Source organism: Hydrogenophaga sedimenti (assembly GCF_051857515.1).
GTDB lineage: Bacteria > Pseudomonadota > Gammaproteobacteria > Burkholderiales > Burkholderiaceae_C > Hydrogenophaga.
This window is the reverse complement of record NZ_JBPZHA010000010.1, coordinates 159121-182519: the sequence shown is the minus strand read 5'-3', so window position 1 is coordinate 182519 and position 23399 is coordinate 159121. Positions and strand designations below refer to the sequence as shown.

General features: G+C 66.3%; 21 protein-coding genes and 2 tRNA genes. 15 read left to right on the top strand and 8 right to left on the bottom strand.

Features of this window, described 5'->3' with window-relative positions; all coding sequences use genetic code 11:
• Positions 1 to 24 precede the first annotated feature (24 nt).
• Positions 25 to 2364, top strand: a complete 2340-nt coding sequence (gene clpA, locus ACS5NL_RS17030) for an ATP-dependent Clp protease ATP-binding subunit ClpA (protein WP_439355075.1) — start codon at positions 25 to 27, stop codon at positions 2362 to 2364.
• Between the two features lie 83 nt (positions 2365 to 2447).
• On the opposite strand, the gene ACS5NL_RS17025 is transcribed toward clpA, so the two are convergent.
• Together ACS5NL_RS17025 and ACS5NL_RS17020 are read right to left on the bottom strand one after the other, a co-directional pair.
• Positions 2448 to 3188, bottom strand: a complete 741-nt coding sequence (locus ACS5NL_RS17025) for an SGNH/GDSL hydrolase family protein (protein WP_439355074.1) — start codon at positions 3186 to 3188, stop codon at positions 2448 to 2450.
• 37 nt (positions 3189 to 3225) lie between these two features.
• Positions 3226 to 4770: a helicase HerA-like C-terminal domain-containing protein gene (locus tag ACS5NL_RS17020; protein ID WP_439355073.1), complete on the bottom strand. Its 1545-nt coding sequence runs from the start codon at positions 4768 to 4770 to the stop codon at positions 3226 to 3228.
• Positions 4771 to 4860: 90 nt separating this feature from the next.
• Between ACS5NL_RS17020 and ACS5NL_RS17015 the strand changes: the two genes are divergently transcribed.
• From ACS5NL_RS17015 to rng, 8 genes are read left to right on the top strand one after another with little or no spacing between them, the layout of a single operon-like run.
• On the top strand, positions 4861 to 5586 hold the full coding sequence (locus tag ACS5NL_RS17015) for a YebC/PmpR family DNA-binding transcriptional regulator (RefSeq protein ID WP_439355072.1): 726 nt from the start codon (positions 4861 to 4863) through the stop codon (positions 5584 to 5586).
• Positions 5583 to 6857 (top strand): phosphoribosylamine--glycine ligase, encoded by a 1275-nt coding sequence (gene purD / locus ACS5NL_RS17010; protein WP_439355070.1) that lies wholly within the window; start codon positions 5583 to 5585, stop codon positions 6855 to 6857. The genes ACS5NL_RS17015 and purD overlap by 4 nt, the downstream gene beginning before the upstream one ends.
• Before the next feature lie 4 nt (positions 6858 to 6861).
• Positions 6862 to 7776: an oxygen-dependent coproporphyrinogen oxidase gene (gene hemF, locus ACS5NL_RS17005; RefSeq protein ID WP_439355068.1), complete on the top strand. Its 915-nt coding sequence runs from the start codon at positions 6862 to 6864 to the stop codon at positions 7774 to 7776.
• Between the two features lie 26 nt (positions 7777 to 7802).
• Positions 7803 to 8414: a nicotinate (nicotinamide) nucleotide adenylyltransferase gene (nadD, locus tag ACS5NL_RS17000; protein ID WP_439355067.1), complete on the top strand. Its 612-nt coding sequence runs from the start codon at positions 7803 to 7805 to the stop codon at positions 8412 to 8414.
• Positions 8411 to 9145, top strand: coding sequence for a ribosome silencing factor (gene rsfS / locus ACS5NL_RS16995; RefSeq protein WP_439355066.1), 735 nt, complete (start codon positions 8411 to 8413; stop codon positions 9143 to 9145). The genes nadD and rsfS overlap by 4 nt, the downstream gene beginning before the upstream one ends.
• Positions 9142 to 9609 (top strand): 23S rRNA (pseudouridine(1915)-N(3))-methyltransferase RlmH, encoded by a 468-nt coding sequence (gene rlmH / locus ACS5NL_RS16990; protein WP_439355065.1) that lies wholly within the window; start codon positions 9142 to 9144, stop codon positions 9607 to 9609. The genes rsfS and rlmH overlap by 4 nt, the downstream gene beginning before the upstream one ends.
• On the top strand, positions 9602 to 10225 hold the full coding sequence (locus ACS5NL_RS16985) for a Maf family protein (protein WP_439355064.1): 624 nt from the start codon (positions 9602 to 9604) through the stop codon (positions 10223 to 10225). The genes rlmH and ACS5NL_RS16985 overlap by 8 nt, the downstream gene beginning before the upstream one ends.
• Before the next feature lie 23 nt (positions 10226 to 10248).
• Positions 10249 to 11784, top strand: a complete 1536-nt coding sequence (gene rng / locus ACS5NL_RS16980) for a ribonuclease G (RefSeq protein ID WP_439355063.1) — start codon at positions 10249 to 10251, stop codon at positions 11782 to 11784.
• A 3-nt stretch (positions 11785 to 11787) separates the two neighbouring features.
• Here the strand turns inward: rng and msbA are convergent, their stop codons facing one another.
• Complete coding sequence (msbA, locus tag ACS5NL_RS16975) at positions 11788 to 13596, bottom strand: lipid A export permease/ATP-binding protein MsbA (protein WP_439355062.1); 1809 nt, start codon at positions 13594 to 13596, stop codon at positions 11788 to 11790.
• Positions 13597 to 13742: 146 nt separating this feature from the next.
• Between msbA and tolB the strand changes: the two genes are divergently transcribed.
• The 6 genes from tolB to ACS5NL_RS16945 all read left to right on the top strand — a co-directional run bounded on the left by tolB (position 13743) and on the right by ACS5NL_RS16945 (position 17625).
• Positions 13743 to 15053: a Tol-Pal system beta propeller repeat protein TolB gene (gene tolB, locus ACS5NL_RS16970; protein ID WP_439355061.1), complete on the top strand. Its 1311-nt coding sequence runs from the start codon at positions 13743 to 13745 to the stop codon at positions 15051 to 15053.
• A gap of 62 nt (positions 15054 to 15115) precedes the next feature.
• Positions 15116 to 15697 carry a peptidoglycan-associated lipoprotein Pal gene (pal, locus tag ACS5NL_RS16965; protein WP_439355059.1) on the top strand — a complete coding sequence of 194 codons (582 nt, stop codon included), beginning with the start codon at positions 15116 to 15118 and terminating at the stop codon, positions 15695 to 15697.
• Positions 15698 to 16495: a tol-pal system protein YbgF gene (gene ybgF, locus ACS5NL_RS16960; protein ID WP_439355058.1), complete on the top strand. Its 798-nt coding sequence runs from the start codon at positions 15698 to 15700 to the stop codon at positions 16493 to 16495.
• Between the two features lie 47 nt (positions 16496 to 16542).
• Positions 16543 to 17355, top strand: coding sequence for a tRNA threonylcarbamoyladenosine dehydratase (locus ACS5NL_RS16955; protein WP_439355057.1), 813 nt, complete (start codon positions 16543 to 16545; stop codon positions 17353 to 17355).
• Between the two features lie 48 nt (positions 17356 to 17403).
• Positions 17404 to 17479 (top strand) — tRNA-Lys (locus ACS5NL_RS16950).
• Positions 17480 to 17549: 70 nt separating this feature from the next.
• A tRNA-Lys gene (locus tag ACS5NL_RS16945) sits at positions 17550 to 17625 on the top strand.
• Positions 17626 to 17682: 57 nt separating this feature from the next.
• Here the strand turns inward: ACS5NL_RS16945 and ACS5NL_RS16940 are convergent.
• From ACS5NL_RS16940 to ACS5NL_RS16920, 5 genes are all read right to left on the bottom strand, one after another.
• The gene (locus ACS5NL_RS16940) at positions 17683 to 17934 is read right to left on the bottom strand and encodes a GlsB/YeaQ/YmgE family stress response membrane protein (protein WP_439355056.1); all 252 of its coding nucleotides are present in this window, start codon (positions 17932 to 17934) and stop codon (positions 17683 to 17685) included.
• Between the two features lie 133 nt (positions 17935 to 18067).
• The gene (locus tag ACS5NL_RS16935; protein ID WP_439355055.1) at positions 18068 to 20080 is read right to left on the bottom strand and encodes an ABC-F family ATP-binding cassette domain-containing protein; all 2013 of its coding nucleotides are present in this window, start codon (positions 20078 to 20080) and stop codon (positions 18068 to 18070) included.
• The gene (gene prmB, locus ACS5NL_RS16930) at positions 20077 to 20970 is read right to left on the bottom strand and encodes a 50S ribosomal protein L3 N(5)-glutamine methyltransferase (protein ID WP_439355054.1); all 894 of its coding nucleotides are present in this window, start codon (positions 20968 to 20970) and stop codon (positions 20077 to 20079) included. The genes ACS5NL_RS16935 and prmB overlap by 4 nt, the downstream gene beginning before the upstream one ends.
• A 5-nt stretch (positions 20971 to 20975) precedes the next feature.
• The gene (gene dapE / locus ACS5NL_RS16925; protein ID WP_439355052.1) at positions 20976 to 22148 is read right to left on the bottom strand and encodes a succinyl-diaminopimelate desuccinylase; all 1173 of its coding nucleotides are present in this window, start codon (positions 22146 to 22148) and stop codon (positions 20976 to 20978) included.
• On the bottom strand, positions 22148 to 23308 hold the full coding sequence (locus ACS5NL_RS16920; protein WP_439355050.1) for a PilT/PilU family type 4a pilus ATPase: 1161 nt from the start codon (positions 23306 to 23308) through the stop codon (positions 22148 to 22150). Before ACS5NL_RS16920 ends, dapE begins: the two co-directional genes overlap by 1 nt.
• Between the last annotated feature and the right edge of the window lie 91 nt (positions 23309 to 23399).

The following is a 23399-nucleotide window of genomic DNA, read 5'->3' as shown; positions in this document are numbered from 1 at the left end:
CTCACCAGCCAAAAGGAAGTGTCCATGATTGCCCAGGAACTTGAAGTCAGCTTGCATATGGCCTTTGTCGAGGCCCGGCAGCAGCGGCACGAATTCATCACGGTCGAGCACTTGCTGCTCGCACTGCTGGACAACCCCAGCGCCTCCGAAGTGCTGCGGGCCTGTTCGGCCAACATCGACGATCTGCGCAAGTCCCTGACGAACTTCATCAAGGACAACACCCCGCAGGTCGCCGGCACCGACGAGGTCGACACCCAGCCCACGCTCGGATTCCAGCGCGTGATCCAGCGCGCGATCATGCATGTGCAGTCCACCGGCAACGGCAAGAAGGAAGTCAACGGCGCCAATGTGCTGGTGGCGATCTTCGGCGAGAAGGACTCGCACGCGGTGTATTACCTGCACCAGCAGGGCGTGACCCGCCTGGATGTGGTGAACTTCATCGCTCACGGCATCCGCAAGAGCGATCCGCCCGAGTCGTCCAAGCCGGGTGAAAGCGCGGCCGACAACGAAGAGCAGAGCGCCGAAACCAAGGGCAACGACAAGCAGTCCCCGCTGGAGCAGTTCACCCTGAACCTGAACCAGGCGGCCAAGGACGGCAAGATCGACCCGCTGATCGGCCGCGACTACGAGGTCGAGCGCGTGATCCAGATCCTGTGCCGCCGCCGCAAGAACAACCCACTTCTGGTGGGCGAAGCCGGCGTGGGCAAGACGGCGATCGCCGAGGGCCTGGCCTGGCGCATCACCCAGGGCGACGTGCCGGAAATTCTGGCCGAGTCGAACGTGTTCTCGCTGGACATGGGTGCGCTGCTGGCCGGCACCAAGTACCGCGGTGATTTCGAGCAGCGCCTCAAGGCCGTGCTCAAGTCGCTCAAGGACAAGCCACACGCCATCCTGTTCATCGACGAAATCCACACCCTGATCGGAGCCGGTGCGGCCTCGGGCGGCACGCTGGACGCGTCCAACCTGCTCAAGCCGGCGCTCTCCAGCGGCCAGCTCAAGTGCATCGGCGCGACCACCTTCACCGAATACCGCGGCATCTTCGAAAAAGACGCGGCCCTGTCGCGCCGCTTCCAGAAGGTCGACGTGGTCGAACCGACCGTCGAACAGACGGTGGACATCCTCAAGGGGCTCAAGAGCCGCTTCGAGGAGCACCACAGCGTCAAGTACGCCGTGGCAGCGCTGCAGGCCGCGGCCGAGCTGTCGGCCAAGTACATCAACGACCGCCATCTGCCCGACAAGGCCATCGACGTGATCGACGAGGCCGGTGCTGCGCAGCGCATCCTGGTGCCGTCCAAGCGCAAGAAGACCATCGGCAAGACCGAGATCGAAGAGATCGTGGCCAAGATCGCGCGCATTCCGCCCGCGAACGTGTCCAACGACGATCGCGGCAAGCTGCAGACGCTCGAACGCGACCTAAAGAGCGTGGTGTTCGGCCAGGACAAGGCCCTCGAGGTGCTGGCCGCCAGCGTCAAGATGGCGCGTTCAGGCCTCGGCAAGGCCGACAAGCCGATCGGTGCCTTCCTGTTCAGCGGCCCCACCGGCGTCGGCAAGACCGAGGCCGCCAAGCAGCTGGCCTACATCATGGGCATCGACCTGCTGCGCTTCGACATGTCGGAGTACATGGAGCGTCACGCTGTGAGCCGTCTGATCGGTGCGCCTCCGGGCTACGTCGGTTTCGACCAGGGCGGCCTGCTGACCGAGGCCGTCACCAAGAAGCCGCACTGCGTGCTGCTGCTCGACGAGATCGAGAAGGCGCACCCGGACATCTTCAACGTGCTGCTGCAGGTCATGGACCACGGCACGCTGACCGACAACAACGGGCGCAAGGCCGACTTCCGCAACGTCATCATCATCATGACGACCAACGCGGGTGCCGAGACCATGAACAAGGCGACGATCGGTTTCACCAACCCGCGTGTGGCCGGAGACGAAATGGGCGACATCAAGCGCCTGTTCACGCCCGAGTTCCGCAACCGGCTGGACGCGATCGTCAGCTTCAAGGCGCTGGACGAGCAGATCATCATGCGCGTGGTGGACAAGTTCCTGCTGCAGCTTGAGGGTCAGCTGGCCGAGAAGAAGGTCGAGGTCACCTTCACCGACACGCTGCGCAAGCACCTGGCCAAGAAGGGTTTCGATCCTCTGATGGGCGCACGCCCGATGCAGCGCCTGATCCAGGATACGATCCGCCGTGCCCTGGCCGACGAGCTGCTGTTCGGTCGCCTGACCGAGGGCGGCCGCCTGACGGTGGATCTGGAAAGCAAGGCCGGCGACGACGGCAAGGAAACCCAGGAAGTCAAGCTCGACATCCTGCCGCTGCCGAAGAAGGAAGGCAAAGCCAAGCCGGAAGAGGCGACCACGGGCTGACCCAGGTGGGGGCGCAAGCCCCGACCGAACAGCCAAGAAAAAGCCCGGCTCTGCTGGGCTTTTTCATTGTCGCGGGCGGGCTATCAGGAACGCAGTGCCTGGATCGCCTGTGCCCAGCGGGCTGCCAACTTGGATTCGCCGGTGGCGTTGGGATGCACGCCGTCGTAGAGGTCGCCGGTGGAGAAGCCGGCCGACTGGTCGACCACGCTCACCCCGCGGCTGGCGGCAATGCCGTCGATCTGCGCATTCAGTGCGGCGACCGCTCCCGGGTCCACCACGTTCGGAATGATCTTGGCGAGGACGATGCGGACATCGCCCTTGCCGGCGCGGATGTTGTCGATCAGCCCACCCAGCTCCTGTGCCACGCCAGCGGGGTTTTCGCCCTGGAACAGGTCGTTGGTGCCCAGATGAATCAGCACGATGTCCGGCGCCGCGCCGGACACATACCCGGCGGCCTGGGCCGACATTTCGTCGGTCCGCCAGCCCCAGTGGCCTTCGTTGTCCTGGTCGAAATCGGCGTTGGGCGCGCTGCCGCCGGACACGCCCGAATGGCTGCCGACAAAGTTGACCTGGCAGCCGGCACCGACGAGGTTCATCCAGAGGTCGCGGCGGTAGCTGTTGTGGCCGGTGTCGCCTTCGGTGATGGAGTCGCCCATGGGCATGATCCGCAGGGCGCCGCCCGAGGTGCCGCAGGAGGCCACCCGTTCGGCGGTGCTGCCGCCGGCCGGCGCGCCGTCGGAACCGCCGCCGCCGCCGCCGCAGGCAGCAAGTGCCAGCGCCAGCAGAGGCGAAGTCAGGGACATCAGGGAAGGGCGAAGGCGCATGGAAATTCCTTGAAAAAGTGGGTGATGGTGTCGAGGGTCAGCGTTTGCCGCCCAGCAGGCCGCCGAGCACGCCACGCACGAGCTGCCGCCCGAGGCCGCTGGCCACGCTGCGCGCCGCCGTCTTGGCCATGGTCTGCACCAGGCCGTCGTACTGGCCGCCGCGCGGACCGGTGCGTCCGAACAGGGCTTCGTTGATCATGCCGCCGATGCCCGAGCCTTCTTCTTTCTTGTCTTCGGTGGCGCCCGGGATGCGGGGCGTCTTGGGTGCATCGGTCGCTGCGGCTGGTTGCTCTGCCTGTCCGCGCTTGCCGGCGTGGGCCTGGAACACTTCGTAGGCGCTTTCCCGGTCCACCACCTTTTCATACACGCCGGCCACGAGCGAAGTCTGCAGCAGCGTGGTGCGCTGTTCGGGCGTGATCGGGCCGAGCTGGCTGCCCGGCGGAATCACGAACACGCGTTCGGTTTCGCTGGGGCGGCCCTTGGCATCGAGCAGGCTGACCAGGGCTTCGCCCACGGCAAGCTCCGTGATCGCGGCTTCGATGTCCAGTCCGGCCTTGGGGCGCATGGTTTCGGCGGTGGCCTTGACGGCTTTCTGGTCGCGCGGGGTGAAGGCACGCAGCGCGTGCTGCACGCGGTTGCCCAACTGGCCGAGCACCGAATCGGGAATGTCCAGCGGGTTCTGGGTCACGAAATACACGCCCACGCCCTTGGAACGCACCAGGCGCACGACCAGCTCGATGCGGTCGATCAGGATCTTGGGTGCTTCGTCGAACAGCAGGTGGGCCTCATCGAAGAAGAACACCAGCTTGGGCTTGTCCGGGTCGCCGATTTCGGGCAAAGCCTCGAACAGCTCCGAGAGCATCCAGAGCAGGAAGGTGGCGTACAGGCGCGGCGCGTTCAGCAGCTTGTCGGCCGTCAGCACGTTGATCACGCCCTTGCCGCCGACCGTCTGCATGAAGTCGCTGATGTCGAGCATGGGCTCGCCGAAGAACTTGTCGCCGCCCTGTTGCTCGATCTGCAGCAGGCCGCGCTGGATGGCGCCGATGCTGGCGGCGCTGATGTTGCCGTACTCGGTGGTGAACTGCTTGGCGTTGTCGCCGATGTGCTGCAGCATGGCCCGCAGGTCCTTCATGTCCAGCAGCAGCAGGCCGTTGTCGTCGGCGATCTTGAAGACCAGGTTGAGCACGCCGGCCTGGGTGTCGTTCAGGTCCAGCATGCGCGAGAGCAGCAGCGGGCCCATGTCGGAAATCGTGGCGCGGACCGGATGACCCTGTTCACCGAACACGTCCCACAGCGTGGTGGGACAGGCCTGCGGTTCGGTCGGGGTGAGACCGCGGTCGGCCAGGATCTTGCGGACCTTCTCGGGCAGATTGCCTTTCTGGCTGATGCCGGTCAGATCGCCTTTCACATCGGCCATGAACACCGGCACGCCGATGTTGGAGAACTGCTCGGCCAGGGTCTGCAGCGTCACCGTCTTGCCGGTGCCCGTTGCGCCGGTGATCAGCCCGTGGCGGTTGGCCAGTCCGGGCAGCAGATGGCACTGGGCATTGGCGTTCTGGGCAATCAGCAGCGGTTCGGCCATGTCGGGCTTCCTTACAGGGGTGAAGAGGGGAGGGGGTCGTAAAATCGAAGGTTATTACACCAAATTCTGGTCAGAAAAAAGGACTCTCTCGTGGCTGGACACAGCAAATGGGCCAACATTCAACACCGCAAGGGCCGGCAGGATGAAAAGCGGGGCAAGATCTGGACGCGCGTGATCCGAGAAATCACCGTGGCCGCCCGCACCGGTGGTGGTGACCCGGCCATGAACCCCCGTCTGCGGCTGGCGATCGACAAGGCCAAGGCGGCGAACATGCCGGCCGACCGCATCAAGTACAACGTCGACAAGGCCTCGGGCAACCTCGAAGGCCAGGCGCTGGAAGAAATCCGCTACGAAGGCTACGGCATCGGTGGCGCGGCCATCATCGTGGACACCATGACGGACAACAAGGTGCGCACTGTGGCCGAAGTGCGTCATGCCTTCAGCAAGTACGGCGGCAACCTGGGCACCGACGGCTCGGTGGCCTTCCAGTTCAAGCACTGTGGCCAGATCATCTTTGCGCCGGGCACAAGCGAAGACAAGGTGATGGAAGTGGCGCTGGAGGCCGGCGCCGAGGATGTGATCACCGACGACGACGGCGCCATTGAGGTGCTGACCGCCTACACCGACTTCGAAGCCGTGAAGAACGCGCTGGAGGCCGCGGGTCTGAAGCCCGAGGTGGCCGAGGTCACCATGCGGGCTGAGAACGCGATTCCCCTTGCTGGTGAAGACGCGGCGCGCATGCAGAAATTGCTCGACATTCTGGAAGACCTGGACGACGTGCAGGAGATCTTCCACAACGCAGAGATCAACGAATGAAAGTCCTGGTGATTGGCGGTGGTGGCCGCGAGCACGCGCTGGCGTGGAAGCTCAAGCAATCCGAGGGGGTCGAGCAGGTGTTTGTGGCGCCCGGCAACGCCGGTACCGCGCGCGACGCGCAACTGACCAACCTGGCGATCACCGACAAGGTGGCGCTGCGCGAATGGGCGCAGGCCAATGGCATCGGCCTGACCGTGGTCGGTCCCGAGGCGCCACTGGCGGCCGGGGTGGTGGACGAGTTCCACGCCCACGGCCTGGCCATCTTCGGACCGACGCAGAGGGCGGCCCAGCTGGAAAGCTCCAAGGCCTTCAGCAAGGCCTTCATGCAGCGCCATGGCATCCCGACGGCCGAATACCAGACCTTCACCGACGCGGTGCAGGCCCACGCCTATGTGGACGCCAAGGGCGCGCCCATCGTGATCAAGGCCGATGGCTTGGCGGCGGGCAAGGGCGTGGTGGTGGCGATGTCGCTGGCCGAGGCGCACGAAGCGATCGACTTCATGCTGCTGGACAACAAGCTGGGCGTGGCGCACAACGAGGGCGGCGCCCGCGTGGTGATCGAGGAATTCCTCGACGGCGAGGAGGCCAGCTTCATCGTGCTGTGCGACGGCGTGAACGCACTCGCGCTGGCCACCAGCCAGGACCACAAACGCTTGCTGGACGCCGACCAGGGTCCGAACACCGGCGGCATGGGCGCGTACTCGCCGGCGCCGGTGGTCACGCCGGCCGTGCACCAGCGCGCCATGGACGAGGTGATCCTGCCCACGCTGCGTGGCATGGCCGCCGATGGCATTCCGTACACCGGCTTCCTCTACGCGGGCCTGATGATCACGCCCGACGGCCGCGTCAAGACGCTGGAATTCAACTGTCGCATGGGCGATCCGGAGACGCAGCCGATCATGATGCGCCTGCGCTCCAACCTGGCGCAGGTGCTGCTCTCGGCCACCCGCGCCGAGCTGGACCAGGTGACGCTGGACTGGGACCCGCGCGTGGCGCTGGGCGTGGTGCTGGCGGCTGCCGGTTACCCGATGAATCCCCGCAAGGGCGATGCCATCACCGGCCTGCCCGCCGACGAAGCCGACCGCATGGTGTTCCATGCCGGCACCGCCGACGCCAACGGCCAGGTGGTGGTCTCGGGCGGACGCGTGCTGTGTGTGACGGCGCTGGCCGACACCGTGGCGGCCGCCCAGAAGAAGGCCTATGGCGTGGTCGACGGCGTGCGCTTCGACGGCATGCAATGCCGCCGCGACATCGGCTACCGTGCCCTCTGACACCATGACCCAGCCGACCCGCCGCGTTCGCGACTACCTCACCGGCCTGCAGGACCGCATCACCTCGACCATTGCGGTGGTCGACGGTGGTGCCTTCGTGGTCGACCACTGGAAAAAACCCAAGGGCGAGCGCCTGCAAGGGCAGGGCATTACGCAGATCCTGGAGAACGGAGCCGTTTTCGAACGAGCCGGCTGTGGCTTCTCGCACGTGACCGGCCCGAGCCTGCCGCCGTCGGCCACACAGCACCGGCCGGAACTGTCGGGGGCGCCGTTCGAGGCGATGGGCGTTTCGCTGGTGTTCCACCCGCGCAATCCCTTCGTGCCGACGGTGCACATGAATGTGCGCATGATCGCCGCGACGCCGGCCAGCGGGCAGACCGTGTGCTGGTTCGGCGGCGGCATGGACCTCACGCCGTACTACGGCTTCGAGGAAGACGCCGTGCATTTCCACCGCACCTGCAAGACGGCGCTGGACCCCTTTGGCGTCGACAAGTACCCGCGCTTCAAGAAGTGGTGCGACGAGTATTTCTACCTCAAGCACCGCGACGAGCAGCGTGGTGTGGGCGGGGTGTTCTTCGACGACTTCTCCGAGCTGGGTTTCGAGGGCAGCTTCTCGATGCTGCGCTCGGTCGGTGACGCCTTCCTTGACGCTTATCTGCCGGTCGTGGACCGTTGCCGGGCCATGGAATATGGTGAGCGCGAGCGCGCGTTCCAGCTCTACCGCCGCGGCCGCTACGTCGAGTTCAACCTGGTCTGGGACCGCGGAACGCACTTCGGCCTGCAGTCGGGTGGACGCAGCGACTCCATCCTGCTCTCCATGCCGCCCATGGTCAGCTGGTCGTACCAGCGCGCCGAAGAGCCCGGCTCGGAAGAGGCGCGGCTTTACAGCGATTTCCTCGTGCGCAAGGACTGGATCTGATGCCGCAGGCGGCGCCGGGAAACCCCTTGCGCATCGGCCTCTTCGGCGGTGCCTTTGATCCGCCCCACCGCGCCCACCGGGCCCTGGCCGAGGCCGCCATCGGGCAGCTGTCGCTGGACCGGCTGCACATCCTGCCCACAGGCCAGGCCTGGCACAAGTCCCGCACCCTGACCGATGGCGTGCACCGCCTGGCCATGTGCCAGCTCGCCTTCGTCGATCTGCCCGCCGTGCGCGTCGACGACCGCGAGCTGCGTCGCCCGTCGGCCACGTACACGATCGACACCCTCGAAGAATTCCGTCGGGAGTACCCGGATGCCCGGTTCTTCCTCATCGTCGGTGAAGACCAGCTCCAGGCCTTCCGGAGCTGGCGCCGCTGGCAGGAGGTGTTGTCCATGGCGACCCTGGTGGTCGCTGGCCGGCCTGGTTCGCAGGGCGATTCGCCGCTGTCCGATGGACCTTCCTCGAACGACGAAGTGCCTTTCCTGCGCCTGCTGATGCCTTTGTCACCCCTGAGTTCCACCGGCATCCGGGCCGGCCTGGCCGATCCCGAACGCCGCCGCACAGGGCTGGCCGCTCTGGTGCCTGAAGCCGTCGCAGGCTATATTTCCAACCATTCCCTCTACCAACAGCCTTCATGACCAGCGAAACCACCGCCAAAAAAGACATCCAGAAACTCCAGCGAGCCATTGTGGAGGGCCTGGAAGACGTCAAAGGCCAAGACATCGTGGTCTTCAACACCGAAGCGCTGTCGCCGCTGTTCGAGCGCGTGATCGTCGCCAGCGGCACCTCGAACCGCCAGACCAAGGCGCTGGCCTCCAGCGTGCGCGATGCCGTGCGTGAAGCCGGTTTCGACAAACCCCGCATCGAGGGCGAAGACAACGGCGAATGGATCATCATCGACTGCGGCGCGGCCGTGGCCCACGTGATGCAGCCCGTGATCCGCCAGTACTACCGCCTGGAAGAGATCTGGGGCCAGAAGCCGGTGAAGCTGAAGTCGGGCGCCGAGAAGGCGGCGGCTTCCAAGAAGGCTGCTTCGGCAGAACCCAGGAAGGCCGCGAAAAAGACATCCGCGAAGACTGCAGCGACCAAGGAAGTGGCGCCCGTGTCCGGCAAGGCCGTGGTGCGCAAGACCGCCAAGGCTGCCGCACCGGTGGCCGCCAAGACGCCTGCGAAGAAGACGGCCGGCAAGGCACCAGTCAAATCGGCTGCCGCCAAGGCGCCGCGCAAGACGACGGCTGCTGCTGGCGCCAAGCCCAAGGCCGCGTTGCCCAAGCTGGTGGTCAACAAGCCCAAGCCCGCCGCCAGACCGGCAGCGAAAACCGCCGCCAAGCCGGTCGCCAAGAAGTCCGCGCCGAAGAAGAAGGCATGAAGCTCGTGATCGTCGCGGTCGGGCAGCGCATGCCCGACTGGGCCCAGACCGCCTACGACGATTACGCCAAGCGCTTCCCGCCCGAGCTGCGGGTCGACATCAAGACCGTCAAGACCGAGCCCCGCGGTTCCAAGACCGTGGAAACGGTCATGGCCGCCGAGCGCGAGCGCATCGTGGCGGCGCTGCCCAAAGGCTCCCGCACCGTGGTGCTCGACGAGCGCGGCACCCAGCTGACCACCAAGGCGCTCGCACAGCAGTTGCGCCAATGGCAGCTGGATGGCGACGACGTGGCGCTGGTCATCGGTGGCCCCGACGGGCTGGAACCGGCCTTCCGTGAGGCGGCCCACCAGCGCATCCGCCTGTCCGACCTGACGCTGCCGCACGCGATGGTGCGGGTGTTGCTGATCGAACAGCTCTACCGGGCCTGGTCCATCAACGCCAACCATCCGTACCACCGTGAGTGACTTCATCTATCTCGCCTCGCAGAGCCCGCGCCGCAAGCAATTGCTCGAACAGTGGGGTGTGCGCTGCGAACTGCTGCTGCCCGACGACCACGAAGACGTCGAAGCGCTGGAGGCGGTATTGCCAGGCGAAGCGCCGGCCGCCTATGTGCAGCGGGTGACCGGGTTGAAGTTGCAGGCGTCGGTGCAGCGTCTCCGGCGCCGGGGCCTGCCGCTGGCGCCGGTGCTGTGTGCCGACACGACGGTGGCCCTGGGCCGGCGAATTCTCGGCAAACCCGCCGATGCGGCCGATGCGCGCCGCATGCTGGGCGATCTCGCGGGCCGCCGGCACCGTGTGCTGACCGCGGTGGCAGTGGCCCGGCCGGCGGCGCGTGGCGCGGGCCGGCAATGGGCGGCGCTGTCGACCTCGAAGGTGCAGTTTGACGCCTGGAGCGCGGCCGACATCCGCCGTTATGTCGATAGCGGCGAACCCATCGGCAAGGCCGGCGCCTACGCCATTCAGGGCAGCGCGTCGTTGCACATCAGCCGCATCAGTGGCAGCTACTCGGGCATCATGGGGCTGCCGGCCCACGAGACGGCCCAACTGCTGCGCGCCGCCGGCGTGCGGCTGGCCTGCTGAACAACCAGAACATCGAGACAGACATGAGCCAGGACATCCTGATCAATTGGGCGCCGCAGGAGACGCGGGTGGCGGTGGTCGAGCAGGGCGCGGTGCAGGAGGTGCATCTGGAGCGCACCCTGGAGCGCGGACTGGTCGGCAACATCTATCTCGGCAAGGTCTCGCGCGTGCTGCCGGGCATGCAGTCGGCCTTCATCGACATCGGGCTGGACCGTGCGGCCTTCCTGCATGTGGCCGACCTGATGCCCAACATCAACGCCAAACACGCCGCGCCGAAGGACCGTGCGCCGTCGGCGGGCGAAGGCTCGGCCGAAGGTGGCGGCAAGATGCTGACACCCGATCCGGTGCAGCCGATCGAGCGCCAGATCTTCGAAGGACAGGCGCTGATGGTGCAGGTGCTCAAGGACCCGATCGGTTCCAAGGGCGCGCGGCTGACCGCGCAGATCAGCATCGCCGGCCGGCTGCTGGTGTTCCTGCCGCAGGACAACCACATCGGCGTGTCGCAGAAGATTCCCGCCGCACAGCGCGAAGCCCTGCGCCAGCGGCTGCTCGCGCTGACGGCCATGCCGGATGGCAGCGCGGCGGGCGGCTTCATCCTGCGCACCAACGCCGAAGACGCGACCGACGAAGAAATGGGCGAAGACATCGCCTACCTGCGCAAGACCTGGCAGCGCATCAAGGAGGCGTCCTCGCGCCAGCCGCCGGCCACGGTGCTGCATGTCGACCTGAACCTGATGCAGCGGGTGCTGCGCGACCTGGTGGGTGCGCAGACGCAGTCGATCCGCATCGACTCGCGCGAGCAGTTCGGCCTGCTGCAGGCCTTTGCGGCCGAGTTCATGCCCGACACCGCGCGCAAGCTGCAGCTTTACACGGGCGAGCGGCCGATCTTCGACCTGTTCAACGTCGACGAAGAGATCACGCGGGCGCTGAGCCGGCGCGTCGACCTCAAGTCGGGCGGGTATCTGGTGATCGACCAGACCGAGGCGTTGACGACCGTGGATGTAAACACGGGCGGCTTTGTCGGTGCCCGCAATTTCGACGACACGGTGTTCCGCACCAACCTGGAGGCCGCGCAGGCGATCGCCCGGCAACTGCGGCTGCGCAACCTGGGCGGCATCGTGATCGTCGACTTCATCGACATGGTGCGCGAGGACCACCGCGACGCCGTGCTGACCGAATTCCGCAAGCAGCTGGCGCGCGACCGGGTGAAGACCATGACCGGCGGTTTCTCGCAGCTGGGGCTGGTCGAAATGACCCGCAAGCGCACGCGCGAGTCGCTGGCGCACATGCTCAGTGAGCCTTGTCCGGCCTGTGATGGCAAGGGTGTGGTCAAGACCGCGCGCAGCCTTTGCTACGACATCCTGCGCGAGATCCTGCGCGAGGCGCGGGCCTTCAGTCCGCGCGAGTTCCGCGTGGTGGCGTCACCGCGGGTGGTGGAGCTGTTTCTCGACGAAGAAAGCGCTCATCTGGCCGGACTGTCGGACTTCATCGGCAAGCCGATCTCGCTGCAGGCCGAAAGCTCCATGACCCAGGAGCAATACGACATCGTCCTGCTCTGACCCTCAGGCAGCTTCCGGTTCCGAGAAGCCCTGCGCGTGCAGCCGGGCGTACAGGCCGCCGGTGCGCAGCAGCTGCTGGTGGGTGCCCTGCTCGGCGATGCGGCCGTTGGCCAGCACGACCACGCGGTCGGCGTGTTCGATGGTCGAGAGCCGGTGCGCGATGACCAGGGTCGTGCGGCCCTTCATCAGGCGGGCCAGGGCGTCCTGGACCAGCCGCTCGGACTCGTTGTCCAGTGCCGACGTCGCTTCGTCGAGGATCAGCACCGGTGCGTCCTTGTAGATGGCCCGTGCGATGGCCAGGCGCTGGCGCTGACCGCCGGAGAGCTCGGCGGCGTTGTGACCGACGCTGCTGTGGATGCCGCGCGGCAGGCGCGACAACAGCTCGCCCAGGTTGGCCGACTCCAGCGCCGCCAGCACCTTGCCTTCGTCGATGGCACCCCCGGCGGCGCCCAGCGCCACGTTGGCGGCGAGGCTGTCGTTGAGCATGATCACGTCCTGGCTCACCATGGCGAACTGGCGCCGCAGGCAATGCAGTTCCCAGTCGGGCAGAGCGACGCCATCGAGGTGGACCTCGCCGTGCAGCACTTCGACAAAGCGCGGCAACAGGTTGGCCAGCGTGGTCTTGCCCGAACCCGAAGGTCCGACCAGGGCCAGCACTTCCCCAGGCTGCACCTGCAGCGACACACCGCACAGGGCCGTGCGGTTGACTTCATCGTCGCCGGTGGATTCGTCGTCGCGCGAGGGGTAGCGCACCCAGACGTCCCTGAATTCGATGGCCCCCTGCACGCGGTCGGCGACGTGGGTGCCGCTGGATTGCTCCGGCGTGTCTTCGATCAGTTCCAGCCCGCGCTCCAGCGCCGCCAGGCCCCGCGTGATCGGGCCGGCGATTTCGGCCAGGTGCCGGATCGGAGCGACCAGCATCAGCATGGCCGTCACGAAGGCCACGAAGTTGCCGACGGTGACGCCGCTGCGGCTGCTCTGCCAGAGCGCCACCGCGATCACTGCCGACAGCGCCACCGCCGCCAGCATCTGCGTCAGCGGGGTCATGGCCGCCTGGGCGATGGTCGACTTCAGGGCCAGGCGCCGCAGCCGAACGCTCAGGCCTTCGAAGCGCTCCGACTGGCGGGCCTGCGCGCCGTGCAGCCGCACCATGCGGTGGGCCAGCGCGTTTTCCTCGACCACGTAGGCCAGTTCGTCGGTGGCCTGCTGGCTCGACTTGGTGAGGCGGTACAGCCGGCGCGACAGCACCCGCATCACCACCACCAGCGCCGGGAACAGGAACAGCACGATCAGCGTGAGCTTCCAGTTCAGCACCATCAGGTAGCCCAGCAAGGCCAGCAGCGTCAGGCTGTCCTTGGTCAGGGTCAGCAGGGCATTGACCAGCAGCGTCGAGCCGGTCTGTACTTCATACACCAGCGTGTTGGACAGCTTGCTTGCGCTCTGGCGGGCGAACAGGGTCATCTGCGCGTCGTTGAGCTTGTCGAACATCGCCCGGCGCAGGTTCAGCAGACCCAGGCTGGCGGTGTAGGAGAGCGCGTACTGTGCGAGGAATCCCGACAGACCGCGGATGCCGAACAGGCCCAGCAGCGCTGCCGGCACCATCCAGAGGTCGATGTTGCCTTCGGAGAAGCCACGGTCCAGCAGCGTCTTGAGCAGGGCCGGGATCATCGGTTCGGTCAGTGCGCCGATGACGGTGCACACCGCGGCCAGCACGATGCCGGCCGATGCCGAGCGGAAATACGGCCAGAACCGACGCAGTCGCTGACGGATCGTGTCCCGGGGGGATTCGAGTGCTGGATCGGGAGTAGTCAAGGCGGCTGGAACCTGGGTCGGTGTGTGGCGGATGCGCGGGCGGGGAACTTGTGCCGGGGGCAGCACATCTTGTCACGGCAGGGGTATGCGCATCCGGTATTATCCGTTGGCGGCCCGCTATGGTGCATTCACCCTTGAACCAACGCATGCAGGAACTGAAACGAACCGATTGGCTGCCCTCGCGGCGGCACCTGTTGACCCACGCCGCAGCCCTGTCGCTGATGGCGGCACCTCTGACAGATGCAATGGCGCAGTTTCGCGTCGAAGTGTCGGGGGCCGGTGTCACCCAGATTCCGATCTCTGCCGCCGCCTTCCGCGACAACAGCCTGGTGAACCAGGACATGGCCGCCATCGTGCGCGCCGACCTGGAGCGCAGCGGGCAGTTCAAGTTCATCGAGCCGCTGCCGGTCCGTCTGGACGAAACCTCCCGCCCTGAGCTGAACGCCTGGCGCGAAAAGGGCACCGATGCGCTGCTGACGGGCAGCGTGACGCGTCTGGCCGATGGCCGTTACGACGTGCGTTTCCGGCTCTGGGATTCGGTGCGTGGGCAGGACCTCGGAGGGCTGAGCTACCCGGTCGGCGCCACCGACCTGCGCTACGCCGCACACAAGATCGCCGACTACGTGTACGAGAAGCTCACGGGAGACAAGGGGGTGTTTGCAACCCGCATCGCCTACGTGACCAAGTCGGGGACGCAATATCGATTGCTCGTGGCCGATTCCGACGGTGAAAACTCCCGCGTCTCGCTCACCAGTCCAGAACCAATCATCTCGCCAAGTTGGTCGCCCGATAGTGCGACTCTTGCATACGTCTCTTTCGAGACTCGCAAGCCGTCGATCTACTCGATCAATGTGGGGACTGGAAAAACTCGCCTGCTGGCCAACTTCCGTGGCTCCAACAGCGCGCCGTCGTGGTCGCCCGATGGACGTCAACTGGTGGTGACCCTGTCGATTTCCGGCAATGCCCAGATCTACGCGATGGATGCCAATGGCGGCCAGCCACGGCGGCTGACGAACTCCGGCAGCATCGACACGGAACCGGTGTTCAGCGCCGACGGCCGCTCGATCTTCTTTGTGAGCGACCGAGGCGGCTCGCCTCAGGTCTATCGCATGGGCGCCAACGGTGAGAACCCCCAGCGGCTCACCTTCGACGGCAACTACAACATCTCGCCGGCACCCAGCCCCGACGGACGCTGGCTGGCCTTCATCTCCCGTGTCAATGGCGCCTTCCGCTTGCACGTCATGGACCTGAACGGCGGCAAGGTCACTGCGTTGAGCGACACCAGTGCCGACGAAAGTCCGAGCTTTGCGCCCAACAGCAAACTGATCGTCTACGCCACGCGCGACCGTGGTCAGGAAGCCCTGATGACGTCCACCGTGGATGGCCGTGTCAAGACCAGGCTGGCTGGCGCACAAGGCGACATCCGTGAGCCCGACTGGGGCCCGTTCGTCCGCTGACACCGACATACTCGACCTACTGTACGCTCACTCCCATACCGATCCAGAAAGGGACTTTTGCAATGACCAAGACTTCGACCCAGGCGCAGCACACGAACGCCTCCCGCCCTGTCTGGCTGACCCGGGTCGCCGGGCTGTTGTTGGTGGCCACGCTGGTCGCCTGCGGTTCCAGCGTGAAGCTCGACGAAGCACCGGTGGAAGACCGCAATACCACCTCGACCGGCCAGACCGGGCAGGATGGCTCCGGTACGGGTGTTGATCCGCGTGGTGTGACGGGTGTGCAGGTGCCGGGCATGAATTTGCCGCAGCCTACCGGTCTGACCCGCATTGTCTATTTCGACTACGACAGCTTCGAAGTGCGCGCCGAATTTGCCGCGGCGCTGGAAGCCAACGCCAAGTACCTCAAGGCCAACCCTGGCCGCAAGGTGGCGCTGGAAGGTCACACCGACGAACGCGGTGGTCGCGAATACAACCTGGCGCTGGGCCAGAAGCGTGCCGAAGCGGTGCGTCGCTCGATGGCTCTGCTCGGCGTGTCCGAAGGGCAGATGGAGCCGGTGAGCTTCGGTGAGGAAAAGCCCGCCGCCATGGGTGGCGACGAGGCCTCCTACGCCAAGAACCGCCGCGTCGAACTGACCTATAAATAAATGAAGCTCCGCCCCTTTGCTTCCTGGCCCGCCCTGATGGGTGGTGCGTCGTTGGTGGTCGCCAGCCTGTGGCCGCTACAGGCGCATGCCCTGTTCGACGACGACGAGGCCCGCAAGGCCATCCTCGACCTGCGGCAAAAGTTTGACGCCTACCGGCAGGACACCGATGCGAAGCTGGGGCGGCTGATGAACGAGTCGCGTGATGCAGGCACGGCCAGCCAGCGCAGCATGCTCGAACTGTCGAACCAGAACGAGCAGCTCCGGGCTGAAATCGCGCGCCTGCGTGGCCAGAACGAGCAGCTTGCGCGCGACGTCGCCGAACTGCAGCGTCAACAGAAGGATGTGCAGGCCGGTGTCGATGCCCGGCTGCGTCAGGTCGAGCCGGCCAAGGTGTCGCTTGACGGTGCCGAGTTCACCGCCACGCCGGAGGAAAAGCGGGACTACGACGCCGCGATGGAGTTGCTGCGCAAGTCCGACTTCGCGGGTGCGTCGTCGGCCTACGCCGGCTTCCTGCGCCGTTTCCCGGGCAGTGGCTATACGCCGTCGGCGTTGTACTGGCTGGGCAATGCACAGTACGCCAACCGCGCCTACAAGGAAGCGATCGAGAGCCACCGCCGTCTGGTGGCGCAGTACCCGTCGCACCAGCGCACGCCCGAAGCGATGCTGGCGATGGCGAACAGCCAGATCGAACTCAAGGATGGCAAGGGCGCCCAGCGCACGCTGGAGACCCTGGTGCGTACCTACCCGCAGTCCGAGGCCGCAGCCGCCGGGCGCGAACGTCTGGCCAAGATTCGCTGAACGGCCCCCCGGGGCGTGGTCCCTGGGTCGCTGCTTGTGGAACGCGAATGACCTCCGACTTTGAACGCCGCTTCGGCGGCATGCGCCGCCTCTATGGCGTAGACGGGGCGCAAGCCGTGTTCGACGCGCATGTGGTCGTGGTCGGCATTGGTGGGGTCGGCTCCTGGGCGGCGGAGGCACTGGCCCGCAGCGGAGTTGGGAGGCTGACATTGATCGACATGGACCATGTGGCGGAGTCGAACGTGAACCGCCAGATCCATGCGCTGTCGACCACCCTCGGACAGGCCAAGGTGGAGGCAATGAAAGAGCGCATCGCGCTCATCCATCCCGACTGCACGGTGCAGGTGGTCGACGACTTCGTGACACCGGACAACTGGTCCGCGATGGGCGCTTCCTTGCTCGCCGGTGGGCAGTCGCTGGCGGTGGTCGACGCCTGTGACCAGGTGCGGGCCAAGACGGTGATGGCTGCGTGGGCGGTGGCGCACCAGGTGCCACTCGCGAGCGTGGGCGCTGCCGGTGGCAAGCGCCGGGCGCAGGCGGTCGAGGTCGGCGACCTGGCCGACGTGACGCACGATCCGCTGCTGGCACAGCTGCGTTACCGGCTGCGCAAACACCACGGCGCATCGCGCACCAAACGCATTGGTGTGACCTGCGTGTTCAGTCGCGAAGCGGTGGCGCCTCCGGATGCCTCGTGCGCAATCGGGTCGGTGGATGGTTCGCTCAATTGCCATGGCTACGGGTCGGCGGTCAGTGTCACCGCGACCTTTGGCATGTGTGCCGCAGGCTGGGTCATTGGCGCATTGGCAGAACGTGTTGAAAAAGTGCGGCCCATTTTAAAAACAGGCGAAATGACGCTATAATCTGAGGCTTCGCAGTATCCGAAATCGATTTCAGAAATCGGATCGTGCGGGGCGTTAGCTCAGTTGGTAGAGCAGCGGACTCTTAATCCGTAGGTCGAGTGTTCGAGTCACTCACGCCCCACCAGTTTTCAACCTCCCGGTTCCGGGAGGTTTCTCTCGGTCCAGCGCGACCAGACAGATCTTCCAAGTTTGATGGGACGTTAGCTCAGTTGGTAGAGCAGCGGACTTTTAATCCGTTGGTCGGCAGTTCGAGCCTGCCACGTCCTACCAAAGCAAAAGCCCTGGTCTTTCGACCAGGGCTTTTTTCTTGGTGCAGCCAAATGCCGTTCAGGCCTTTTTCTTGAGCAGGCCGTAGATCACCAGCAGCACCACAGCGCCCACCACCGAAGCGATGAACCCTGCCGCTTGGCCCTGCGCGTACAGCCCCAGGGCTGCGCCCGCGTAGCTGGCCAGGAACGAGCCGGCGACGCCCAGGATGGCGGTCATGATCCAGCCCATGCTGTCGTCGCCCGGTTTGACCATGCGTGCGATGAAACCTGCGATCAGGCCGATGAAGAGGGTGCCGAGAATGGACATCATGGAAAGTCTGCCTTTCAGAAAGTAGAGAGAAAGTCTCTGTTCCGGTCAGACTGTAGCGAGCATTCGAGGCCCGGGGAACCCCGTCGCATCCAAACCCGGGCGCCGTGTGCGGGCTGTCACCCCGCAGCGGTGTTCACGCGACAGCGTTGGCCGCCTCGATGGCTTCGGTCAGTTCCAGCCACTTCGCCTCGACGGTGTCGATCTCGTCGTTGACGGCTTTGAGCTGGCGCCCCGCGTCGGCGAGCACGGCGGGTGTGGCCGGCTGGCTCAGGGCGTCTTCGAGGCGCTGCTTTTCCTGGGTCAACGACTGCAGGCGCTTGTCGGCCTGTTCCAGCGATTTCTTCAGCGGGCGCAGCCGTTCTGCCAGTTGCTGGCGTTTCTGCGCGTCGAGTTTGCGCTGCTCCGCGCCGCCGGGCGATGGCGGCGCTGCAGCAGCGGCAGGCGCTGGTGCTGCCACCGGTGCGGCGACGGCGGGTGCGGGCTCGCCGCGGGCCTCCTGGCGCCGCGCCTCGCGCGCCTGCTTGGCGACGTCCAGCAGATAGCGCTGGTAGTCGTCGAGGTCGCCGTCGAACGGAGCGATGCCACCACGCGAGACCAGCCAGAACTCGTCGCACACCGCGCGCAGCAACGCACGGTCGTGGCTGACCAGCATGACCGTGCCTTCGAATTCGTTGAGTGCGACCGACAAGGCTTCGCGCGTGGCCAGATCCAGGTGGTTGGTCGGTTCGTCGAGCAGCAGCAGGTTGGGGCGCTGCCAGACGATCATGCACAGCACCAGGCGCGCCTTCTCGCCGCCGCTCATGCTGCCCACGGCCTGTTTGACCATGTCGCCGCCGAAGTTGAAGCCGCCCAGGAAGCTGCGCAGATCCTGCTCGCGCGTGGCCTGGCCGCTCAGGCGCCCTTGCGCCGTGCAGTCCTTGACCAGCCGGATCATGTGTTCCAGCGGTGTGTCCGCCGGGCGCAGCACGTCCAGTTCCTGCTGCGCGAAGTACCCGATGTTCAGGCCCTTGCCTTCGGTGATCTGGCCGCTGATGGCGCCCAGGTCGCGCGCAATGGTCTTGACCACGGTCGACTTGCCCTGGCCGTTGGCGCCCAGGATGCCGATGCGCTGGCCCGCCAGCACCGACTTGCTGACATTGCGCACGATCACGGTCGGCGTACCGCCCTCTTCGGGCGAGGGATAGCCGAAGCTCACGTCCTGCATCGCCAGCATCGGGTTGGGCAGGTTCTGCGGCTCGGCGAACTCGAAGTTGAAATCGGCCTCGGCCAGCACCGGGCCGATCTTCTCCATGCGCTCCAGCGCCTTGACCCGGCTCTGCGCCTGCTTGGCCTTGCTGGCCTTGGCCTTGAAGCGGTCGATGAACTTCTGCAGGTGCGCCATCTTTTCCTGCTGGCGCGAGTAGGCCGACGCCTGCAGCGCCATCTGTTCGGCGCGCATGTCTTCGAAGCGGCTGTAGTTGCCGCCGTAGCGGGTCAGCAGCGCGCGTTCGATGTGCACGGTGACGTCGGTCACGGCGTCCAGGAATTCGCGGTCGTGGGAGATCACCAGCAGCGTGCCCTGGTAGCGCTTGAGCCAGTCTTCCAGCCAGACCAGGGCGTCCAGGTCCAGGTGGTTGGTCGGTTCGTCGAGCAGCAGCAGTTCGCTCGGACACATCAGCGCGCGCGCCAGCTGCAGGCGCATGCGCCAGCCGCCCGAGAAGCTGTTGACCGGACGGTCGAGTTCGTCGATGCGGAAACCCAGGCCCAGGATCAGGGCCTGCGCGCGCGAGGGCGCATCGTGGGCGCCGGCATCGTGCAGTGCCATGTAGGCGTGGGCCATGCGCTCACCGTCGTCGGTGGCCTCGGCGGCGGTCACTTCCTGCTGCGCCGCCAGCAGGGTCACGTCGCCCTCGATGACGAACTGCGTGGCAGGCATGTCGGTCTCCGGCATGTCCTGCGCCACCTGCGCCATGCGCCAGTGGCTGGGCACGTTGAAGTCGCCCTTGTCTTCGTGCAGCGTGCCGTCGAGCAGGCGGAACAGGCTGGATTTGCCAGCGCCATTGCGGCCCACGAGGCCGGCTTTTTCGCCGGGGTTGATGGTGCAGGAAGCGCCATCGAGCAGGACCTTCGTGCCGCGACGAAGGACCAGGTTTTTCAGGGTAATCATTGACGGGAGTCGGTAGGGCAGGCGAGTGCCTGCAAGGCTTGCGCGGTCAGCAGCAGCACCTGGTCGTCACCAGCGCTGGTGGAGAGCCAGACCACTTCCAGCTGGGGAAAGGCGGCTTCGAAGAAGGGGCGTTCGTGACCGATTTCGAGCACGAGCACGCCGTGGGGCGACAGGCGGGGGGGCAGGTCGCGCAGCAGCGCACGCACGAAGTCCATGCCGTCGGCGCCACCGGCCAGGGCCAGTTCGGGCTCGGCGCGGAATTCGGGCGGCAGGGCGGCCATGCTGCCGCTGTTGACGTAGGGCGGGTTGCACAGCACCAGGTCCCAGGGGCCGGGGCAGGCCGCGAGTCCGTCGGACTCGGTCAGCGTGACGCGGTCCTGCAGGCCATGGCGGTCGACGTTGATGCGGGCCACGGCCAGTGCGTCGGGCGAGAGGTCGGCGCCGGTCACCGCGATGTCGGGCCAGGCCATCGCGGCGAGCACGGCCAGGCTGCCGTTGCCGGTGCACAGGTCAAGCACCTGGCGCGTGTCTTCTCCCAGCCAGGCGTCGAAGCCGCCGTCGGCGATCAGTTCGGCGATGAAGCTGCGTGGCACGATGGCGCGTTCGTCGACGTAGAACGGCACGCCCTGCAGCCAGGCTTCGCGCGTGAGGTAGGCGGCGGGCTGCCGGGAATCGATGCGGCGGGTGACCAGCGCTTCGGCCTCGCGCACCTGCTCGTCGGCCAGCGCCGCGGTGGCGATCTCGTCGAGGTCGCTGTCCAGCGGCAGGCCGAGCGACCAGAGCACCAGCCAGGCCGCTTCGTCGCGTGCATTGGTGGTGCCGTGGCCATAGGAAAGGGCGGCGGCGTCGAGCCGCGCTTCGGCGCGGTCCAGCAGTTCCTGCAGGTTCATGGTGGTCAGCTGGCCTGCGCCACGCTGCGGTTCAGGCGTTGCAGGACGCCGAGGTAGATCTGCGTCAGCGGCTCGATGTCGGCCAGGGCCACATGTTCGTCGACCTTGTGGATGGTCGCGTTGGGCGGACCGAGCTCGATCACCTGGGGGCAGACCTGGGCGATGAAGCGGCCGTCGCTGGTGCCGCCGGTGGTCGAGAGTTCGGTGCTGATGCCGGTGGCGTCACGGATCGCTTCGCGCACCGCATCGACCAGGGTTCCGGGCGTGGTCAGGAACGGCAGGCCGCCCACGGTCCACGACAGGTCGAAATCGGCGCCCGGTTGCAGGCCGTGGCGCGTCAGCAGGTCGACCAGGCGGCCTTGCAGGCCCTCGGGCGTTGATTCGGTCGAGAAGCGGAAATTGAAGTCGATGACGACGGTGCCGGGGATGACGTTGCTGGCGCCGGTGCCGCCGTGGATGTTGCTGACCTGCCAGCTGGTCGGCGGGAAGAAGGCATTGCCTTGGTCCCAGACCGTGGCGGCCAGCTCGGCCAGCGCGGGCGCGACCAGGTGGATCGGGTTCTTCGCCAGTTGCGGGTAGGCGATGTGGCCCTGGATGCCCTTGACCGTGAGCTTGCCGCTCATGGTGCCGCGGCGGCCGTTCTTGATCATGTCGCCGGTGCGTTCGACCGAGGTCGGTTCGCCGACGATGCACCAGTCCAGCCGCTCACCGCGGCGCTGGACCTCGCGGCAGACGACCACGGTGCCGTCGTTGGCCGGGCCTTCTTCGTCGCTGGTGAGCAGGAAGGCGATGTCGATCGCTGGCTGCGGCGTGGTCGCGAGGAACTGCTCGCAGGCCACGACCATCGCGGCCAGCGAGGTCTTCATGTCGCTGGCGCCGCGGCCGTAGAGCTTGCCATCGCGGTGGCTCGGCGCGAAAGGATCGGTGGTCCAGGCGTCCAGCGGGCCGGTGGGCACCACGTCGGTGTGGCCGGCCCAGACCAGGGTGGGCTGCTGCCCCCGGCCCAGCCGGGCCCAGAGGTTGGCCACACGGAAGCTGTCGGGGCCGCTGTCCATGCGCTCGCAGGCAAACCCCAGCGGGGTCAGGCGCGCAGCGATGGTGTCCAGACAGCCGGCGTCGTCCGGCGTGACCGAGGGACGGGCGATCAGTTCTTCGGCAAGGCGCAGCGTGGCGGTCATCAGAATTTGACGTCGAGCGTGAACTCGGTGAAGGTGGCGGCGTCGCTCTGGTCTTCTTCGCTGGGCATCGCGGCCTGGTTGGCTTTGGATGCGTTGAAGTCGTTCTGCAGGCGCCACATCAGGTTGTTGGGCGAGTCGGCGTGGGCCAGGGCTTCGTTGCGCGAGACCAGTCCGTCGACCACCAGCCGGGCCAGATCCTGTTCGAAGCTCTGAGAGCCGACGGCCAGCGACTTCTCCATCGCTTCGCGCACGGCGGAGAAATCGGCCTTCTGGATCAGGTCGGCGACCAGGGCGGTGTTGAGCAGCACTTCCATCGCGGGCACGCGCCCGCCGGTGTGGGTGCGCAGCAGGCGCTGCGAGACCACGGCGCGCAGCGCGGCCGCGAGGTCGCCCAGCATGGTCGGGCGCACTTCGACCGGATAGAAGTTCAGGATCCGGTTGAGCGCCTGGTAGCTGTTGCTGGCATGCAGCGTGGCCATGCACAGGTGACCCGACTGCGAGTAGGCGATGGCCGCCGACATGGTCTCGCGGTCACGGATTTCGCCGATCAGGATCACGTCGGGCGCCTGGCGCAGCGCGTTCTTCAGGCCGATCTGCAGCGACGCGGTGTCGCGGCCCACCTCGCGCTGGTTCACCACCGAGCGCTTGTTGCGGTAGACATATTCGATCGGCTCTTCGATGGTCAGGATGTGGCCGGTGCTGTGCTCGTTGCGGTAGTCGATCATCGAGGCCATCGTGGTCGACTTGCCTGCGCCGGTCGCGCCGACCATCAGCACCAGGCCGCGTTTTTCCATCACGATGTCGCTCAGGATCGGCGGCACGTTCAGCGAGTCCAGCGCCGGCACGTCGGCCGGCACGAAACGGATCACCACCGCGTAGTTGCCGCGCTGGCGCATCGCGCTGACCCGGAAGTTGCCCACGCCGTCCAGCGGCACCGCCATGTTGAGTTCTCCGGTCTCGACCAGCTCCTCGATCATGTTGGCCGGAACGATTTCGGAGAGCAGGTTGCGCGGCGCATCCGGCGGCAGCATCTGGCTGTTGATCGGGATCGTCTGGCCGTTGATCTTGATCATCGCCGGCGCGTGGGCCGACAGGTACACGTCCGAGGCCTTCTTTTCGGCCATCAGGCGCAGGATGCGCTCCATCGTTCCGCTGCTCATGCCAAATCCTCAAAAGAATTCAGAAACACACATCCCATCGGCGACCGTGCTTTGGCCCGGAACACCTTGGAACTGGCTTTGCCAGTCCGCC

Bases quoted from the DNA above. Each gene is read 5' to 3' on its own strand.
- dapE (WP_439355052.1), bottom strand. From the start codon at position 22,148: ATGACCGCCACGCTGCGCCTTGCCGAAGAACTGATCGCCCGTCCCTCG.
- purD (WP_439355070.1), top strand. From the start codon at position 5,583: ATGAAAGTCCTGGTGATTGGCGGTGGTGGCCGCGAGCACGCGCTGGCG.
- hemF (WP_439355068.1), top strand. From the start codon at position 6,862: ATGACCCAGCCGACCCGCCGCGTTCGCGACTACCTCACCGGCCTGCAG.
- rng (WP_439355063.1), top strand. From the start codon at position 10,249: ATGAGCCAGGACATCCTGATCAATTGGGCGCCGCAGGAGACGCGGGTG.
- rsfS (WP_439355066.1), top strand. From the start codon at position 8,411: ATGACCAGCGAAACCACCGCCAAAAAAGACATCCAGAAACTCCAGCGA.
- pal (WP_439355059.1), top strand. From the start codon at position 15,116: ATGACCAAGACTTCGACCCAGGCGCAGCACACGAACGCCTCCCGCCCT.
- ACS5NL_RS17025 (WP_439355074.1), bottom strand. From the start codon at position 3,188: ATGCGCCTTCGCCCTTCCCTGATGTCCCTGACTTCGCCTCTGCTGGCG.
- ACS5NL_RS17020 (WP_439355073.1), bottom strand. From the start codon at position 4,770: ATGGCCGAACCGCTGCTGATTGCCCAGAACGCCAATGCCCAGTGCCAT.
- clpA (WP_439355075.1), top strand. From the start codon at position 25: ATGATTGCCCAGGAACTTGAAGTCAGCTTGCATATGGCCTTTGTCGAG.
- ybgF (WP_439355058.1), top strand. From the start codon at position 15,698: ATGAAGCTCCGCCCCTTTGCTTCCTGGCCCGCCCTGATGGGTGGTGCG.
- ACS5NL_RS16935 (WP_439355055.1), bottom strand. From the start codon at position 20,080: ATGATTACCCTGAAAAACCTGGTCCTTCGTCGCGGCACGAAGGTCCTG.
- tolB (WP_439355061.1), top strand. From the start codon at position 13,743: ATGCAGGAACTGAAACGAACCGATTGGCTGCCCTCGCGGCGGCACCTG.
- ACS5NL_RS16940 (WP_439355056.1), bottom strand. From the start codon at position 17,934: ATGATGTCCATTCTCGGCACCCTCTTCATCGGCCTGATCGCAGGTTTC.
- prmB (WP_439355054.1), bottom strand. From the start codon at position 20,970: ATGAACCTGCAGGAACTGCTGGACCGCGCCGAAGCGCGGCTCGACGCC.
- ACS5NL_RS16920 (WP_439355050.1), bottom strand. From the start codon at position 23,308: ATGAGCAGCGGAACGATGGAGCGCATCCTGCGCCTGATGGCCGAAAAG.
- ACS5NL_RS16955 (WP_439355057.1), top strand. From the start codon at position 16,543: ATGACCTCCGACTTTGAACGCCGCTTCGGCGGCATGCGCCGCCTCTAT.
- rlmH (WP_439355065.1), top strand. From the start codon at position 9,142: ATGAAGCTCGTGATCGTCGCGGTCGGGCAGCGCATGCCCGACTGGGCC.